We start from the raw sequence: 14,956 nt of genomic DNA, 5'->3' as shown, positions 1-14,956 counted from the left end.
TGTTTCATTAATCGGAACGGTTATTCACGAAGCAGCGTATTTATCTCCGAAACTGAATCTATAGACTTTGGCACATACCCAATGCCCCCCTAAACAGGATTCCATCATGAGCCAGGCCTTTCCCGTGCTGTTCGTGTCCCACGGCGCGCCGACCTTCGCCATCGAGCCCGGCCTGGCCGGTGCACGCCTGGCTGAGCTTGGCCGCTCGCTGCCGCGCCCCACCGCTATTGTCATTGTCTCGCCCCACTGGATGACCCGTGGTGGCGTGCGGGTTGGCAGCAGTGCAACGCCAGAAACCATTCACGACTTTGGTGGTTTTCCTCAAGCGCTGTATCAACTGCAATACCCGGCGCCCGGTGAGCCGCAGCTGGCTTCGCACATTTGCCACCTGCTGTCTCGAAGTGGCATTACGGCCAGTACCGAAGCGAACCGCGGTCTGGACCACGGCGCCTGGGTGCCGCTGCTGCATTTGCTGCCTGATGCTGACGTTCCGGTTGTTCAAGTGTCCATGCCCTACCCGCTCAACCCGCAAGGTGCCTGGGAACTGGGCCAGGCGTTGAAACCGCTGCGCGAGCAAGGTGTGTTGATCATTGGCTCCGGCAGCCTGACCCATAACCTCTATGAGTTCCGTGGCAACGATGGCGACCCAGCTGAGTACGTCGCACGGTTTGCCGACTGGACCCGTGATGCCTTGGAAGCAGGCGACCTGTCCGTACTGCTCGACTATCGCAGCACCGCCCCGCAAGCCCAGCGTGCGCACCCCAGCGACGAACACTTCCTGCCATTATTTTTCGCCCTCGGCGCTGCCGGCGAACACTACAGCGTCGATGTGCTGGAGGGCGGTATCGCCCATGGCGTATTGGCCATGGACAGCTACCTGCTGCGAAGCGCCGCTTAACCAATATTTTTTGGAGACTCTCGACCATGAACGCACCATTAGCCATTTCCGACCTCCAGCAAGAGCCCCAATCCGGCCTGCTCTATCGCCGCGTGATCAACCCGGTAACGCCCCGCGCCCGGCTTGTTCTGTTGCATGGTGTGGGCGGCAATGAAACCAATCTGGCAGGCCTTGCCAGCCTCGTCCCTGAAGAGGTCGAGGTGCTGCTGGTGCGCAGCCGGCTGCAAATCGCCGTTGAGGGCTTTGCCTGGTTTCAAGTGAACTTCACCAACGACGGTCCGATCATTGTCGAAGAACAGGCTGAAGCCAGCCGACAGAAACTGGTGCAGTTCGTAACGGCGTTGCCATCGTTGCCAACGGTTATCGCCGGTTTCAGCCAAGGCGGCATTCTCAGCGCCAGTGTTGGTCTTAGTGCGCCACATTGTGTAGCGGGCTTTGGCGTTCTCAGCGGACGCATTCTGCCGGAACTTGCCCCGCGCGTTGCCAGTACACAGGCCTTGAGCTCGCTGTCAGCATTCATTGCCCACGGTCATGACGACAACAAGCTACCTGTTTCATGGGCACAAAAAGCCGATGCCTGGTTGACCCGTCTCAACGTGAAACATGAGACGCATCTGTACGACATGGGTCATGAAATCACTTCCGAAGAGGTTGGTGATTTCATCCAGTGGCTCAAGCCACTGTTGAATATCGCCTGAGTGTGAGCGCTATGAACAGCACTGTTCCAGTCGCTAACCTCGACCTGGCTCTGAAGGCTCTGGCTAACCCCTTGCGACGGCAAATCCTCGACTGGCTGCGTGACCCGCAAAAGCACTTCCCGCAGCAGGAACATGCGTTCCTGCTTGGTGTGTGTGCCGGGCAGATCGAGCGAAAGTGTCAGTTAGCCCAGTCGACGGTGTCGGGCCACCTGACCACCTTGCAGAGCGCCGGTTTACTGACCTGCCAGAAGCTCGGCCAGATCCATTTCTTCAAACGCCGTGAAGACACCATCGCGGAGCTGGCGCGAACGATGGAAATGCAGCTGTAAAGATGGCGCTGAGTACTGACATGATTATCTGCGAAGACACCTTCGACGCTCTTGACCTCAATTTGCTGATGGTTTTTCTGCGTATCTACAAAGAGCGGAGCGTGACCCTGGCCGCAAAGAGCCTGGGCGTAACACAGCCTGCCGTCAGCAACTCTCTGGCAAAACTGCGGGAAAAATTTGGCGACCCCTTGTTTACCCGTGTGGGCCGAGGCGTTTCACCCACACACGCTGCAGATAAAATCGCTGCCGAGCTATGCCCCGCAATGAAGCAGATCGAAGTCACGCTCATCTCGTACCTCAAGAACTAAGTACGTGCCGCCATATCCGTCCATCAGGCCGAACACCCGGCGGTGTCCATCCATCCGTGCCATCGATAATTGGCATCACCCCATACACGTTCCATCTGGGCGCCAGAGCGGGAAAATAGGGCCATCGAAAAACCCACCCTCGGCGTATCGCTACAAGGACACTTCCATGCGTATGTTTCTTTCTGCATTGCTTTTTTTAACTCTACTGACTGGGTGTGCCTCTGTGCTTGACCAGCCAACAGTCGCGTTGGCAACGGATAAATCCCCGGAAGAATTTGCCGGATGCGTCATGCCGAAGCTTGAAGCACAAGCGCTGAATCCCTCCCTCTCTCAGGGGCAGCGGCACTACAGGATTTCACTCACCAGCGCTGTCGCTGCCGACAAGGTCATCGACGCCTACAAGGCATCGGTAGGTAGCAAGGTGTTCGTTTATGAACGCACGGTGCTTGCTGCGGAGTTTGAGCAAGCGGCCAGAGACTGCGTTTAAGACAGACGACATGTGAGTACCTTGGCCGGTAGCCGCCCCGAGTGATCGGGGCAGCGAGCCTGGTACTACTTGGCTTGGGCCATTTCGCTTTTGATCAAATCGTATAGCGGCTGCGCGCCAAACTCAGGCAGCGGCTTGCCGTTGACGAAAAAGGTCGGCGTTCCTTGAACACCTGCGGCCTTCGCGTCGGCCGCATCTTGGGCCAGCACCGCATCGATCTTGGCAGACACCATCTGCTCCCTGGCTTTCTGCACATCAAGCCCCGCCGCCTCCGCTGCAGCCCAGGCCTTTACAATTTGCGGGTCGTCATGCCAGCCGGGTTGCGCTTCCAACACCGCTTCCAGCACTTGCGGGAATACGCCTTGCTGGCGTGACGCTTCGAGCAATCGCACGGCTTGCTCGGAGCCTGGATGCAGCAGTACGTAGCGCAGCACCAGACGAACGCTGCCCGGGTTCTTCGCCATCATGTCTTTGACGATGGGATAAAACGCGCGGCAGCTTTCACAGGACGGATCGAAGAACTCCACCACGGTCACCGGCGCATTGGCGGGGCCGAAGGTTGGCGAGTGGAAACGCACCAGGTTACCCACGGTTTGCGCGGGCACCTGTGGCATGGGTTTCTCTACGGTTGCACGGTAGAAATAAGCTGCAGCAGCAAAACCAACGACAGCGAGGATCAGGACGGAAAGTACGGTGGCGCGTCTGCTCATGGCAGGAGTCTCCGGCGAATCTGGATAAGAAGAATAATGATCAGGGTGAACACACCCAACGACAGCAGCGGCAATGGCAGGCCGCCGAGAATGGTCATGTCGGCGCCCGAACAGGACGGCCCTGCCCCGCAGGGCTTGAGGCTTTCCGTTATAACGCCGCTGTAAAGCAGGCTGTGGTACAGCGCGATCAACCAGCCCGTGGCTGCGACAGGCAATGCATAACGCCAGGCGCTGAAGTCATTCAGGTAGCAGGCCACGCCGAGGATCACCACCAGCGGGAACATGAACGCGCGCTGAAACCAGCACAGCACGCATGGCGCCTGCCCCATCACTTCGCCGACAAACAAGACGGCCAGAGTCGAGGCGAGTGCAAGGAGCCAGGCCGCCAGCAGCAGCCACCAAGTGTTTGAGGATCGCTTAGTGGTCATGGTCAAAGACCTCTGGTTTAGTCACGGGGGACATCAAGTTGCCGCGCTGCGAAGGCGGGACGAGCCCGTCCGCCGCTGCGCAATTTTGCGAATACATGGAAGTTTCCTGAATGAATGAGTCCGAGCCCTAAGGGGCTTTCAGGTCAGCATCCAGGCCCGCGGCGGGCGCTTGATCAGGAAGATGGGCGACGGTGGCAGCGCGAGCTGCGCAGCCTCTATGCGAGCAGACTTCTTGCCCGGGGAGGATAAGGTAAGTGCAGCGACTAGATGAGGAATGTCGTGGTGATGGTCGCCCAGGTGCGATGCATGCAGATGTTCCACGCCGGCAGCCTGCTGCAGCGGCTCGGCAAACTCGCACGTAGCACTCAACGCTCCGGTAGCTGGCGAAACCGTATGCGCCGCCCAGACCGTGAACAAGGCCATCACGAGGGCAAACAGCAACAGTGCAGGTTGGGTTCTACCGGGCATTTGCGTTCTTCATTCAGAGCAGCGCGGCATTATCACCACGAATAGGGAAAGCTGAAAGCCTGCGTGCGCTCCGCTAGTGGTGATGACCATGCTCATGCTCATGCTCATGCTCGCTTTCAGCGTCGTGCGCCCCCAGGCTTCCTGGCGGATCAACTTGCACGGTCACATGATCGATGGCGTAACGTTCGCGCAGTCGCGCTGCAACCTGCGCGGGAAGCGCTAGCGTATCCGCCCCAGCCAGGGGCGTGACATGAATGGTCGCCACTATGCTGTCGTCAGTCAGCGTCCATGCATGGAAATGTCCAGCCTCGGCAACGCCCGGCACTTGCGTGACATCCCGCTCTGCCGCACGGATTTCCAGCCCCTGCGGCACTGCCTGCAGCAGCACCCGCAGTGAGTCCGCAACCAATGACCACGCCGACTTCACCACCAGCACGGCGACCAACACCGATAATAGTGGATCGAGAAAACTCCAGCCGGTAAGCATGATGCCGATGGCTGCGGCAATTGCACCGACCGAACCGAGCAGATCCCCCATCACGTGGATTAACGCGCCGCGCAGATTGCTGTCGCTGGAGCCGCCCCTGCTGAGGATCAGCGCACCGACAATGTTCACCACTAGCCCGATAACGGCGACCACCAACATCGGCCCAGCGAGGATTTCAGTCGGGCTATTGAGTCGGCGATACGCTTCCCAGGCGATCCAGATCACCAACAGCAGCAATGCGACGCCGTTGGCCAACGCAGCCAACACCCGCACGCGATGAAAGCCGTAAGTGCGTTGTGAATCCGGTGCCCGTGCGGCCACGCGATAGGCGATAAGTGCCAACAGCAACGCCGCTGAGTCGGAGGCCATATGGCCCGCATCGGCGATCAGTGCCAGTGAGCCAGAAACGGCACCACCTATGGCCTGGATGCATGCATAGGCCGTGGTCATCACAAACACGATCAAAATTCGACGGGCGTTGGCTGAGGAGACTGAAACGGCGTGGGAGTGACCCGGTCCGGAATGATCATGGCCCGCTGTTTTATCGTTCAAGGTGTGCCTACTTAACTGTATTGGCTAGTAAAAGTCAGAGCGTATCGGGCGAAAGAGGTTCTTCAGAGTAACGACCAATCGGAGCTCGCCCGTTGATCACACAGGCTTCTTTGCTCGCGGCTTATGCTTAACACCTGGTTTTCCTGCATCTGCAAAAGCTGCCGCTCTAGTGTATTGCCCCTAGCTTGTTGCGCGACTGCTTTCTGTTCAGCCTGGCTGAGCTGCGCTTGACGATCCTACAGGCTGATATCCAGCTCGATCCTTTGAAGAGGATATTGGCCATCCTAACCTCGCAATTTCGCTCGTGCGGTTCTCTTTCGTGATCGTCGGATTTAACCAAGTCTCACGCCGAATCAGGCGATCTGGTAGCAAAGTGTAATCGCCACTAGACGACTGGTCTAATTACGTTTAGGCTTCACCCCATGACGACTTCAAACCTCCCCGAAATCCTAGACGTACGCGAGAACATTCTCGCCACTGGCCAGCGCATCATGGCGGGCAAGGGCTTTTCCGCCGTTGGCCTGAACGAGATTCTGCAAACTGCCGGGGTGCCCAAGGGCTCGTTCTACCATTACTTCAGTTCCAAAGACGCGTTCGGCGAAGCAATGCTGCATAGCTACTTCGAGGACTATGTCGCTGAACTTGAGCAAACGCTCAGTCAGCCGGGCAAGACCATGGCGCAGCGCCTGCTCCACTACTTTGAGGTGTGGCAGAACACGCAATCGTTTTATGAGTGCCAGGGCAAATGCCTGGCGGTGAAACTGGGTGCTGAAGTTGCCGATTTATCTGAAGCCATGCGCCTTGAACTAAAACGCGGTACTGCCGCCATCGTTGAGCGCTTGGCCGGTGCTATCGCCGCCGGCGTGAAAGAAGGTTCGCTGGCTGTGGACGAGACACCAGAGTGCGCAGCGCAGAGCTTGTATCAGCTGTGGCTGGGCGCCAGCTTGATGGTGAAGATTGTGCGCACGCTGCATCCCTTTGAATCGGCCATGCTAAGTACACGCAAGATCTTGCAGCTTTCCGATTAAGCCATTCGGAACGGTGCAGTAGGCACTTACAGCAAGTGCCTTTTTTTAGGCTTGCAAACTAGACGACTGGTCTAATAATAGACTGAACTTTGACCTTGAAAGGAGCAACACCATGAAAGTTTTGATGGTTCTGACATCCCACGATCAGCTCGGCAACACCGGCCGCAAAACCGGCTTCTGGCTCGAAGAGCTGGCTGCCCCCTACTACGCCTTCAAAGATGCCGGCGCCGAGGTGGTGTTGGCCTCCCCTAAGGGTGGCCAGCCGCCGCTGGACCCGAAAAGTAACGAGCCGGATTTCCAGACCGAGCACACCCATCGGTTTGAAGCCGATGCAGAAGCTACCGCGCAGCTCGCCAGCACACTGCGCCTGGACAGCGTTTCCCAGGCCGACTTCGATACGGTGTTCTACCCCGGCGGCCACGGGCCATTGTGGGATCTGGCTGAAGACCGGACCTCCATTGAGCTGATCCAGGCATTTCTCGCGGCCAACAAGCCCGTTGCCCTCGTGTGCCACGCACCGGGTGTACTGCGCCACGTAAAAACCGCGCTGGGTCGTCCCCTGGTCGAAGGCAAAAACGTTACCGGCTTTACCAACAGCGAAGAAGAAGCTGTGGGCCTTACCGACGTGGTGCCGTTTCTGGTGGAAGACGAACTCAAAGCCAAGGGCGGCCTGTACTCCCAAGGCCCGGACTGGGGCTCGTATGTCGTTGTCGATGGTTTGCTGATTACCGGGCAAAACCCGGCTTCATCCGCCGAAGCGGCCACTGTACTGCTCAAGCAATTGGCTGCCTGAGCACGTGCTTGATCGCCGCCGCATCGGTTCACAAGGCCCAGCGGCGGCACTCAACCTCCTCCCTGAAAAAGTGGTGACCTCAATGCTGGATTCACTCAAAGCAGCCGGCTGGCTGCGGCAAACCAATTTTATCAATGGTCAGTGGCTGGCGGCGGCAGACGGCCGCACGCTGGCGGTTGAAAACCCGGCCACTGCCGAGCAACTGGGCACCATTGCCTGGTCGGCCAGCAGCGAAGCACGCCTGGCCATCGATGCTGCCGACATGGCCTTCGGCACCTGGTCGCTGACCTCCGCTTTCGAGCGCGCCGAACTGCTGCTGAAAATGGCCAGTACCGTACGTGAGCACCAACATGAACTGGCCAGCATGCTTACCCTCGAACAAGGCAAGCCGCTAACCGAAGCCCTGGCTGAGATCAAATTGGGCGCTGACTATATCCAGTGGTTTGCCGAAGAAGCCCGTCGCATCAATGGTGAGATCATTCCCTCGCCCTGGAAGGACCGACAAATTCATGTCACCCGCGAACCGGTGGGTGTGGTCGGGGCCATTTCACCGTGGAATTTCCCCTTCTCCATGCTGGCGCGCAAAGTGGCGCCGGCCTTGGCGGCGGGCTGCACCATCGTGGTCAAGCCGTCGGAACTTACCCCGTACTGCGGCTTACTCTGGGGCGTACTGGCGGAAAAAGTCGGCCTGCCAGCCGGGGTGATCAACGTAGTCACCGGTGATGCCGTGGCCATTGGCGGCGAGCTCACGGCCGATCCTCGTGTGCGCAAATTGACCTTCACCGGTTCCACCGGCGTGGGCAAACTGCTGTACCGCCAATCAGCGGACACCATGAAAAAGCTGTCGCTCGAGCTGGGCGGCAATGCGCCCTTTATCGTCTTCGACGACGCGGACCTGGACCAAGCCGTCGAGGGTGCCGTGGCGTCTAAATACCGCAACAGCGGGCAAACCTGCATCTGCACCAATCGTTTTTACGTGCAGGCCGGCATTTACGAGGAGTTCGCTCGCCGCCTGACCGAGCGCGTGCGTTCGCTCAAAGTGGGCAATGGCTTCGCTGACGATGTGCAGCAAGGGCCGTTGATCAACCAAGCCGCGGTGAAGAAAGTGGAGGCCCACGTAGCCGATGCACGGGCCAAAGGCGCACGCATTCTGCTCGGTGGCGAACGCCACGCCCTGGGCAACACCTTTTTCCAGCCCACTGTGATCGCCGATGCCACCGACGACATGCTGATTGCCACCGATGAAACCTTCGGCCCGGTAGCGGCGCTGTTCCGTTTCACCGACGAGGCCGAAGCCGTTGCTGCAGCCAATGCCACCGAGTTCGGTCTGGCGGCTTACTTCTACAGCCGCGACCTGTCTCGCGTATTTCGGGTTTCCCGCGCGCTGCAAAGCGGCATGGTCGGCGTCAACGCGGGCTTGGTTACTACCGAAGTCGCGCCTTTTGGCGGGGTAAAAGACAGCGGCATCGGCCGGGAGGGTTCGTCCCACGGCATCGACGATTACCTCAGCCTGAAATACGTCAGCCTCGGCGGTTTGTAACCGCCCCCAGCCCTACTCAATCACCTTTTGGAGACTACTGAGCCATGCCGCACAGCGAACTTTTGCAGCCTGTTACTTTGGGCCGCCACACCCTGAAAAACCGCATCGTCCTGCCGCCCCTCACCCGCCAGCGCAGTGGCCAGCCAGGTAACGTACCCACCGACCTCATGGCGCTGTATTACCAACAACGCGCCAGCGCTGGGTTTATTGTCACCGAAGGCACCCAGATCGAACCGCGCGGCCAGGGTTATGCCTGGACGCCGGGCATCTACAGCGCCGAACAGATTGCCGGCTGGCGAAAAGTGACCGATGCCGTGCATGCCAGCAACGGGGTAATTTTTGCCCAGCTCTGGCACGTTGGCCGCGTGTCCCACACCGCCCTGCAACCGGACGGCGGTGCCCCGCTCGCACCATCTGCCCTGCAAGCGCAGAAGGTAAAAGCCTTTATCGAAACGGCACCGGGCAGCGGCATGTTGGTCGACCCCTCGATGCCCCGCGAGCTGAGTGTCGATGACATTCAGGCGCTGGTGGCGTTGTACGCGCAGGCTGCGCAAAACGCCTTGAGTGCGGGCTTTGATGGCGTGGAAATTCACTGTGCCAACGGCTACCTGGTCAACCAGTTCATCTCCGCCCATGCCAATCAGCGTACCGATGAATACGGCGGCTCATTGCACAAGCGCCTGCGCTTTCTGCGCGAAGTGGTTGAAGCAGTCAGTGCGGTAGTCGGGCCGGATCGTGTGGGCGTGCGCTTTACGCCGTTGTTCACCAGCACCGATGAGGATCGGGTGTATATCGGCTTTGTCGAAGAAGACCCCCACACCACCTATATCGAAGCCATCAAGGTGCTGGAAGACGTGGGCATTGCCTACCTGTCGATTGCCGAGGCCGACTGGGACAACGCCCCCGATCTACCAGAGGCGTTTCGCCGCGAGGTACGCAGCACCTTCACCGGTCGCATCATGTATGCAGGGCGCTACACCGCTGAACGCGGTGCTCCTTTGGTGGCCGCCGGGCTGGCCGACCTGATTGCGTTCGGCCGTCCTTTTATCGCCAACCCGGACCTGCCCGAGCGAATCGCCAATGGCTGGCCGCTGAACGCCCTGAATGCGGCCCCGTTATATGGCGGCACCGAAGCCGGCTACACCGATTACCCGGTCTACAGCGAAGCGGTATAACGCGAATGCGGGCAGTCAAGACAAGCAAAAACTTGACCGCCCCGCCTCGCTCCGACTCGGCTAAAGCGAAACTCGTTCTCCGGTCCCCCAGGCTTTTCAGCAGACGAAAAAAAACCGAGCACCCTGTTCCAGGAATGCTCGGCATGTGTGTGTGCGGTCAGTCGTCCACTTCGAAGAACTCAACCCTGCCACCCTCAAGGTGGTACATGCTGCCGACAATCTTGATCTTCTTTTTGTCTTCCAATTCTTTAAGTACTGGACTATTGCGACGAATATTCTCAACAGTGAGTTCGACGTTCTTGCGCGCTACTGCATTAACGAAGTCGTAATTACTGGCTTTGCGCTCGCCGGAATACTGGGTTTTTTCTATGGCCGGTTTGATTTTATCCAACAGCCCCGTCAAGTTTCCTAGTTGGGCGTTGGCAATGGCGCCTTTAACTGCGCCGCATTTGGTATGTCCCATTACAACTACCAACTTTGCCCCTGCCACCGCACAGGCGAACTCCATACTTCCGAGCATGTCACCGTTGGTTATATTGCCTGCCACGCGTGAGTTGAATGTTTCGCCAATGCCGGCATCCAGTACGATTTCGGCGGCGACACGGGAGTCAATACAACTAAGAATTACCGCTGCTGGGTACTGGCCTGCGGTGCTCTGGCGCTTTTGCGCCAGGTAATCGTGCTTGAGCGGCTTGTTTTCGCGGAACCGCAGATTGCCTTTCTTGAAGTGCTCGATAACGCCGTCAGGTGTCATGTCATCCCGGTCTTCTTTGCTCAGTGAGTCTGCAAAGGAAATGCTGGGGATGGTCACACTGGCGATGCCGGTCACGGATACGGCGGAAAGAGTCAATGCGCGTCTCAACATCGAGCGTCGGGACGGGTCTTGTGGAAGTTGGTCGCTCATGAAGGCCTCGTTTTTGGAGTTTAGTTCTAGAGTTTTGATAAATAGCAGTCAAAACTCGAACCAGACTAACCAAAACGATTGGCCGTTTTTGCACTCCCGAAGATATATATCCACTACTTACGTATGTTTGGGACGACTCCTATAGGGGTGGGTAATTTTTAAACTCTCATACTTCCAATACAGACATAGACAAGTGCTGTAGAAGTTCTTCAATACGCCGCCAATTGTAACGCCCCGTCATTTACGCCGCGCTTGATGCGTAGATAAAAACCCTGCAGTGCGGCGGTGCCGTACACCTGGGTGATCAGCAGGTGCCAGGCCAGCGCTAAGCTGGCCACCAGCAGCACCGTCGCTGCGTAGAACTAGAACGGCGCCGCGGCTGGAAATACGACGGCAAAGGCGCTGGTCCGGAATCCCGCGCGCTTCGGGTTGGTAATGCCAGTGAGTCTTCACTTGGAAATCGTGTAAGAGGGTCGAGACTGACCGGCCGGAAAACTGTACAAGAAACCGCCAATTCACCACGACAGATATCCACACTATCTGTGCATAACTCTGTGCATAGCCGGCTACAGCGAGCGGGTGGCGGTGCCCGAGACGGGTACGCTCAAATAGCGATCAGCCCTGCTTTCCGCCACATCGCCTAACGTACTTTAGCTAGAAATAACAGACACTTGGCGCACTTTATTAAGCGTTTTATTCAACTCTTCCAGCGACCGTTTACGCGGTTTTACCAAGCTGCTCGCGGACCTAAGTGCTCGTCGAGAAACACTACATCGATGACCGCCAGCCAAAAGTTGCGTTGGCTGTTATGTCAGCATTGCGTTTATGCCTATAAACGCTAACAAGCTAATTTTTAGGTCTTTTAGGAAATTAAAAACGGCTTTTATAGTGCGCATCTTTATAGCGCTATTAGGACCTGTTTATGTCGCCTCGCCTGCTGCTGCCCGCCTTGCTTCTGACCCTCGTCGGTTGCGCCGCACAGCCCCCTGCCTCGGTACACACCACCAACCCTGCCAGCTCCACCTTGCAAGGCGACGCCACGCGCCCGGCGCAAGCAAAATGGCTGCGTACCGAGCTGTATTTTTCCGTCGGCCTGATTGATGGCGGCCCGGGCAGCGTGAGCCCGGCGCGCTGGCGCGAGTTTCTCGACAAGGAAGTGACCTCGCGCTTCCCCGATGGCTTTACGGCCTTTGACGCCTACGGCCAATGGCGCGATCACGGCGCCGCGCAGCCGGAGCGCCTGGCCACCAAGGTGATCGTGGTGTTGCATGAAAACAACGCCACCAACAACGCCAACATCGAAGCCATCCGCCTGGCCTACAAACGCATCACCGGCGACTTGTCGGTGCTGCGCCTGTCGCAACCGGCGGATGTGTCGTTCTGATGGCCGACTATCTAGAGACGCTGTACCCAGGCTACGGCCAGCGGTTGCAGATCGATGAATTGCTGTATGAAGGCCACACCGACCAGCAGCACCTGGTGATTTTTCGCAACGCCTTATTGGGCCGGGTAATGGCCCTGGACGGCGTGGTGCAAACCACCGAAGCCGACGAATTTATCTACCACGAGATGCTCGCTCATGTGCCGATTCTGGCCCACGGTGCGGTGCGCAAGGTGCTGGTGATTGGCGTCGGGGATGGCGGCATTGTGCGCGAGATTGTGCGCCATGCCGGGATTGCTGAGATCGTGGCGGTGGAAATCGATGCCTCGGTGATTGAGCTGTGCCGCACCCATCTGCCGTTGCATTCGGCCGGCGCGCTGGACGACCCTCGGGTACGGCTGGTGATTGCTGATGGCTTGGATTTTGTCGCCACTACCGACGAGCGCTTTGACGTGATCATCAGCGACTCCACTGACCCGATCGGGCCGGCGGCCAGCCTCTTCAGTCGCGAGTTCTACCGCAACTGCCAACGCTGCCTGAATGCCGACGGCGTGCTGGCGACGCAGAACGGTGTGCCGTTTTTGCAGTCAGCGGAGTTGACCGATACGGCGCAGCGGTTGGCGGGTACGTTTACCGATTGGGGCTTTTTTCATGCGGCGGTGCCGACCTATATCGGTGGCAGCATGAGTTTTGGCTGGGGCAGTAATAGCGGCAAGGCGCGCGCGACAGAACTGGCTGTGGTGCGGGAGCGGTTTGCGCAAAGCGGGTTGCGCACGCGGTATTACAACGCCGAGATTCATCAGGCGGCATTTGCATTGCCGCAGTACTTTCTGGAGTTGATCGGGGCGGCGCATAAGGTCCCGTAACTGTAGGAGCCAGCAAGCTGGCTCCTACTCACTTTCTATGTTCAAGGTGCCAACTGCTGATTGCCCTCCACCCGCCCATCCGTCCAATCCGGGTCACTGGCGCTTACCACACTTGAAACCTGCAACACCGCCATCCCGAACCTTTGGCGGAACACCTCGCCGATATCCGCCAACGCTTGGCGATTGCGCGGGTTATCGGCATGGATCAGCAACATGATCCGTGACGGCAATTTCTCCGGCTTGCCACTGGGCCCACGCCACTGGCCATTCACGTCATACCAGCTCAAACCATCGGGAAACCGCGGCGTCACTTCCTGCTCCAGAAACTGCTCCCACTGCCCTGCCTCCACCGCGCCAAAATAAAGCTCGGTGCGTTGCATGGCGTGTTCTCGCGCCGGTTTGGCCGGGCTGGCAACGCTTTGCAGCAAGCCGGCAGCGCCGGCGAGCACGATTACAGCAGTGGCAACCGCTGCCTTTTTAAACACACTCACGGCGTTACCTCCACAACCCCATCACTGCGGCGGCCACTCAACAGCAGTTGCAGCACCACGCCGACCGCCAGCACCGCCACACCCAGAAATGCGCCATAGCCGACATACGCCAGGCTCGACCACAGCATGTACAGGCACAGCGCGAAGAACAGCAGCGGCAACACCGGGTACAACGGCACACGAATGGGCCGTGGCACCTCGGGGTGGCGGCGGCGCAACAGAATCAGGGCCAAGCTGCTCAAGGCCAGAAACAGCCAGTACACCGGCGTCATGTACTCGACCATGGCGTTGAAGCCGCTGTTGGCCAGGCTACCGAACACCACCAGCAGCAGCGCAAACGCGCCCTCCACCACCAAAGCCCGACGCGGCACACCGCGGCTGTCGTCCCAGGTGCCGAGGCGGTGCAGCGACGGCACATCGCGGGCGGCGGCGTAGGTGGTGCGTGCCCCTACCATCAGGGTCGAGTTGATGCTGGCAATCGCGGCCACGGCTACCACCGGCAAAATAATCAGCACGCCAAAAGAGCCAAACGCTCGCTGCAGCAGTTCAACGGCGGGCGCCGCGCTGGCGGCCAAGCCGTCGAAACCCAGGCCACCAACAAAGGCCCAGTTCAGCGCCAGGTATATGCCCAGCAGCACGGTCAGGGCACCGAGCATGGCGATAAACATACCGCGCTGGCCGTCGCGCACTTCGGCCGACAAGGTGGCCGCATCGCTCCAGCCGCCAAAGGCCAGAAACACAAAAATCATCGCGGCAGAAAAACCCGCCACACCGGTTTGTTCAGGTTCGGCCGGGAATGCTGGCAAGGGCGCTTCAACACCTTGCCAGGCCAACCAGACACCGGCCGCGACAATGGAGAAAAAGCCCAGGGTGAGCAAACTGACCAGCACCGTCTGGGTGGCAAAACCCACGCGCACCCCGAGCAAATTGACCAGCACCAACGCCGCGATCAAGCCGCCGGCGTACAGCGCTGAACCGTGCGCGCCAAGCGGCAGCACGGCGTTGAAATAGTCACCGAACAGAAACGCCGACAAGGCGATCCAGCCGGTGTGCAGCACGGCAAAGCGCGACCAGGCAAACAGAAAGCCCACCCGGTCGCCATAGGTGCGGCGTAAAAAGTGATAGTCACCACCGGGGTGGGGAAAGGCCGTGGCCATTTCCGCAAAACACAGCGCGCCGACCATCGACAACACCCCGCCCAGCACCCACACCCAATAGAAATGCTCAGCGCCCACGTTCAAGGCCACCGTGGGCGCGGTTTTCAGAATGTCGGTGGTAATCACCATGCCCAGGGTCACCAGCAGGGCCTGGAAAACGCCGAGATGGCGTTTGGGGCCGGCGTCAATAGGTTGAGTCATGCTCACCTCAGCGAAAGCAATCGCTGCCCCGTAGGGTGTGCTATGCGCACCGTTG

Annotated in this window: 19 protein-coding genes; 11 read left to right on the top strand and 8 right to left on the bottom strand. The window is 58.8% G+C overall.

All coding sequences use genetic code 11. The features are described from left to right. The first annotated feature begins 106 nt into the window (after nucleotides 1-106). The 5 genes from PKE98_RS17375 (at nucleotide 107) to PKE98_RS17355 (ending at nucleotide 2,720) form a co-directional block, all read left to right on the top strand. On the top strand, nucleotides 107-898 hold the full coding sequence (locus PKE98_RS17375; RefSeq protein ID WP_271196585.1) for a DODA-type extradiol aromatic ring-opening family dioxygenase: 792 nt from the start codon (nucleotides 107-109) through the stop codon (nucleotides 896-898). A 26-nt stretch (nucleotides 899-924) separates the two neighbouring features. Then, entirely contained in the window at nucleotides 925-1,596 is a 672-nt protein-coding gene (locus tag PKE98_RS17370; RefSeq protein WP_271196584.1) for an alpha/beta hydrolase, read from the top strand. An 11-nt stretch (nucleotides 1,597-1,607) separates the two neighbouring features. Further along, the gene (locus PKE98_RS17365; RefSeq protein WP_271196583.1) at nucleotides 1,608-1,925 is read left to right on the top strand and encodes an ArsR/SmtB family transcription factor; all 318 of its coding nucleotides are present in this window, start codon (nucleotides 1,608-1,610) and stop codon (nucleotides 1,923-1,925) included. Nucleotides 1,926-1,927: 2 nt separating this feature from the next. Further along, a complete protein-coding gene (locus tag PKE98_RS17360) occupies nucleotides 1,928-2,233 on the top strand; it encodes a LysR family transcriptional regulator (protein ID WP_271196582.1) in 306 nt (101 codons plus the stop codon). A 166-nt stretch (nucleotides 2,234-2,399) separates the two neighbouring features. After that, nucleotides 2,400-2,720 (top strand): hypothetical protein, encoded by a 321-nt coding sequence (locus PKE98_RS17355; protein ID WP_271196581.1) that lies wholly within the window; start codon nucleotides 2,400-2,402, stop codon nucleotides 2,718-2,720. A 65-nt stretch (nucleotides 2,721-2,785) separates the two neighbouring features. Here PKE98_RS17355 and PKE98_RS17350 read toward each other — a convergent pair whose 3' ends face one another. The 4 genes from PKE98_RS17350 to PKE98_RS17335 all read right to left on the bottom strand — a co-directional run bounded on the left by PKE98_RS17350 (nucleotide 2,786) and on the right by PKE98_RS17335 (nucleotide 5,365). Further along, nucleotides 2,786-3,430 carry a DsbA family protein gene (locus PKE98_RS17350; RefSeq protein WP_271196580.1) on the bottom strand — a complete coding sequence of 215 codons (645 nt, stop codon included), beginning with the start codon at nucleotides 3,428-3,430 and terminating at the stop codon, nucleotides 2,786-2,788. Continuing rightward, nucleotides 3,427-3,858, bottom strand: coding sequence for a disulfide bond formation protein B (locus tag PKE98_RS17345; RefSeq protein WP_271196579.1), 432 nt, complete (start codon nucleotides 3,856-3,858; stop codon nucleotides 3,427-3,429). The genes PKE98_RS17350 and PKE98_RS17345 overlap by 4 nt, the downstream gene beginning before the upstream one ends. Before the next feature lie 138 nt (nucleotides 3,859-3,996). Then, on the bottom strand, nucleotides 3,997-4,326 hold the full coding sequence (locus PKE98_RS17340) for a hypothetical protein (RefSeq protein WP_271196578.1): 330 nt from the start codon (nucleotides 4,324-4,326) through the stop codon (nucleotides 3,997-3,999). 73 nt (nucleotides 4,327-4,399) lie between these two features. Continuing rightward, nucleotides 4,400-5,365 (bottom strand): cation diffusion facilitator family transporter, encoded by a 966-nt coding sequence (locus PKE98_RS17335; protein ID WP_373877880.1) that lies wholly within the window; start codon nucleotides 5,363-5,365, stop codon nucleotides 4,400-4,402. Between the two features lie 422 nt (nucleotides 5,366-5,787). Between PKE98_RS17335 and PKE98_RS17330 the strand changes: the two genes are divergently transcribed. The 4 genes from PKE98_RS17330 to PKE98_RS17315 all read left to right on the top strand — a co-directional run bounded on the left by PKE98_RS17330 (nucleotide 5,788) and on the right by PKE98_RS17315 (nucleotide 9,901). Beyond that, complete coding sequence (locus tag PKE98_RS17330) at nucleotides 5,788-6,393, top strand: TetR/AcrR family transcriptional regulator (RefSeq protein ID WP_271196577.1); 606 nt, start codon at nucleotides 5,788-5,790, stop codon at nucleotides 6,391-6,393. Between the two features lie 112 nt (nucleotides 6,394-6,505). Next, the gene (locus PKE98_RS17325; protein WP_271196576.1) at nucleotides 6,506-7,186 is read left to right on the top strand and encodes a type 1 glutamine amidotransferase domain-containing protein; all 681 of its coding nucleotides are present in this window, start codon (nucleotides 6,506-6,508) and stop codon (nucleotides 7,184-7,186) included. A gap of 82 nt (nucleotides 7,187-7,268) precedes the next feature. Then, entirely contained in the window at nucleotides 7,269-8,726 is a 1,458-nt protein-coding gene (locus tag PKE98_RS17320; RefSeq protein WP_271196575.1) for an NAD-dependent succinate-semialdehyde dehydrogenase, read from the top strand. Nucleotides 8,727-8,770: 44 nt separating this feature from the next. Then, nucleotides 8,771-9,901, top strand: a complete 1,131-nt coding sequence (locus tag PKE98_RS17315) for an alkene reductase (protein ID WP_271196574.1) — start codon at nucleotides 8,771-8,773, stop codon at nucleotides 9,899-9,901. A 157-nt stretch (nucleotides 9,902-10,058) separates the two neighbouring features. Here PKE98_RS17315 and PKE98_RS17310 read toward each other — a convergent pair whose 3' ends face one another. Beyond that, entirely contained in the window at nucleotides 10,059-10,805 is a 747-nt protein-coding gene (locus PKE98_RS17310) for a carbonic anhydrase (RefSeq protein WP_271196573.1), read from the bottom strand. A gap of 209 nt (nucleotides 10,806-11,014) precedes the next feature. Then, entirely contained in the window at nucleotides 11,015-11,143 is a 129-nt protein-coding gene (locus tag PKE98_RS17305) for a hypothetical protein (RefSeq protein WP_271196572.1), read from the bottom strand. Nucleotides 11,144-11,727: 584 nt separating this feature from the next. On the opposite strand from PKE98_RS17305, the gene PKE98_RS17300 reads away from it, so the two are divergent. Then, complete coding sequence (locus tag PKE98_RS17300; protein WP_271196571.1) at nucleotides 11,728-12,189, top strand: DUF3574 domain-containing protein; 462 nt, start codon at nucleotides 11,728-11,730, stop codon at nucleotides 12,187-12,189. Beyond that, entirely contained in the window at nucleotides 12,189-13,052 is an 864-nt protein-coding gene (gene speE, locus PKE98_RS17295) for a polyamine aminopropyltransferase (protein ID WP_271196570.1), read from the top strand. Before PKE98_RS17300 ends, speE begins: the two co-directional genes overlap by 1 nt. 41 nt (nucleotides 13,053-13,093) lie before the next feature. Here speE and PKE98_RS17290 read toward each other — a convergent pair whose 3' ends face one another. Further along, nucleotides 13,094-13,543, bottom strand: a complete 450-nt coding sequence (locus tag PKE98_RS17290; protein ID WP_271196569.1) for a DUF3574 domain-containing protein — start codon at nucleotides 13,541-13,543, stop codon at nucleotides 13,094-13,096. Further along, nucleotides 13,540-14,901, bottom strand: coding sequence for an APC family permease (locus PKE98_RS17285; protein ID WP_271196568.1), 1,362 nt, complete (start codon nucleotides 14,899-14,901; stop codon nucleotides 13,540-13,542). The genes PKE98_RS17290 and PKE98_RS17285 overlap by 4 nt, the downstream gene beginning before the upstream one ends. Between the last annotated feature and the right edge of the window lie 55 nt (nucleotides 14,902-14,956).

Origin of the sequence: Pseudomonas turukhanskensis (assembly GCF_027922365.1) — a bacterium.
Classification (GTDB): domain Bacteria; phylum Pseudomonadota; class Gammaproteobacteria; order Pseudomonadales; family Pseudomonadaceae; genus Aquipseudomonas; species Aquipseudomonas turukhanskensis.
Note: the sequence above shows the minus strand (reverse complement) of the source record. Positions and strands in the feature narration are given on the sequence as shown.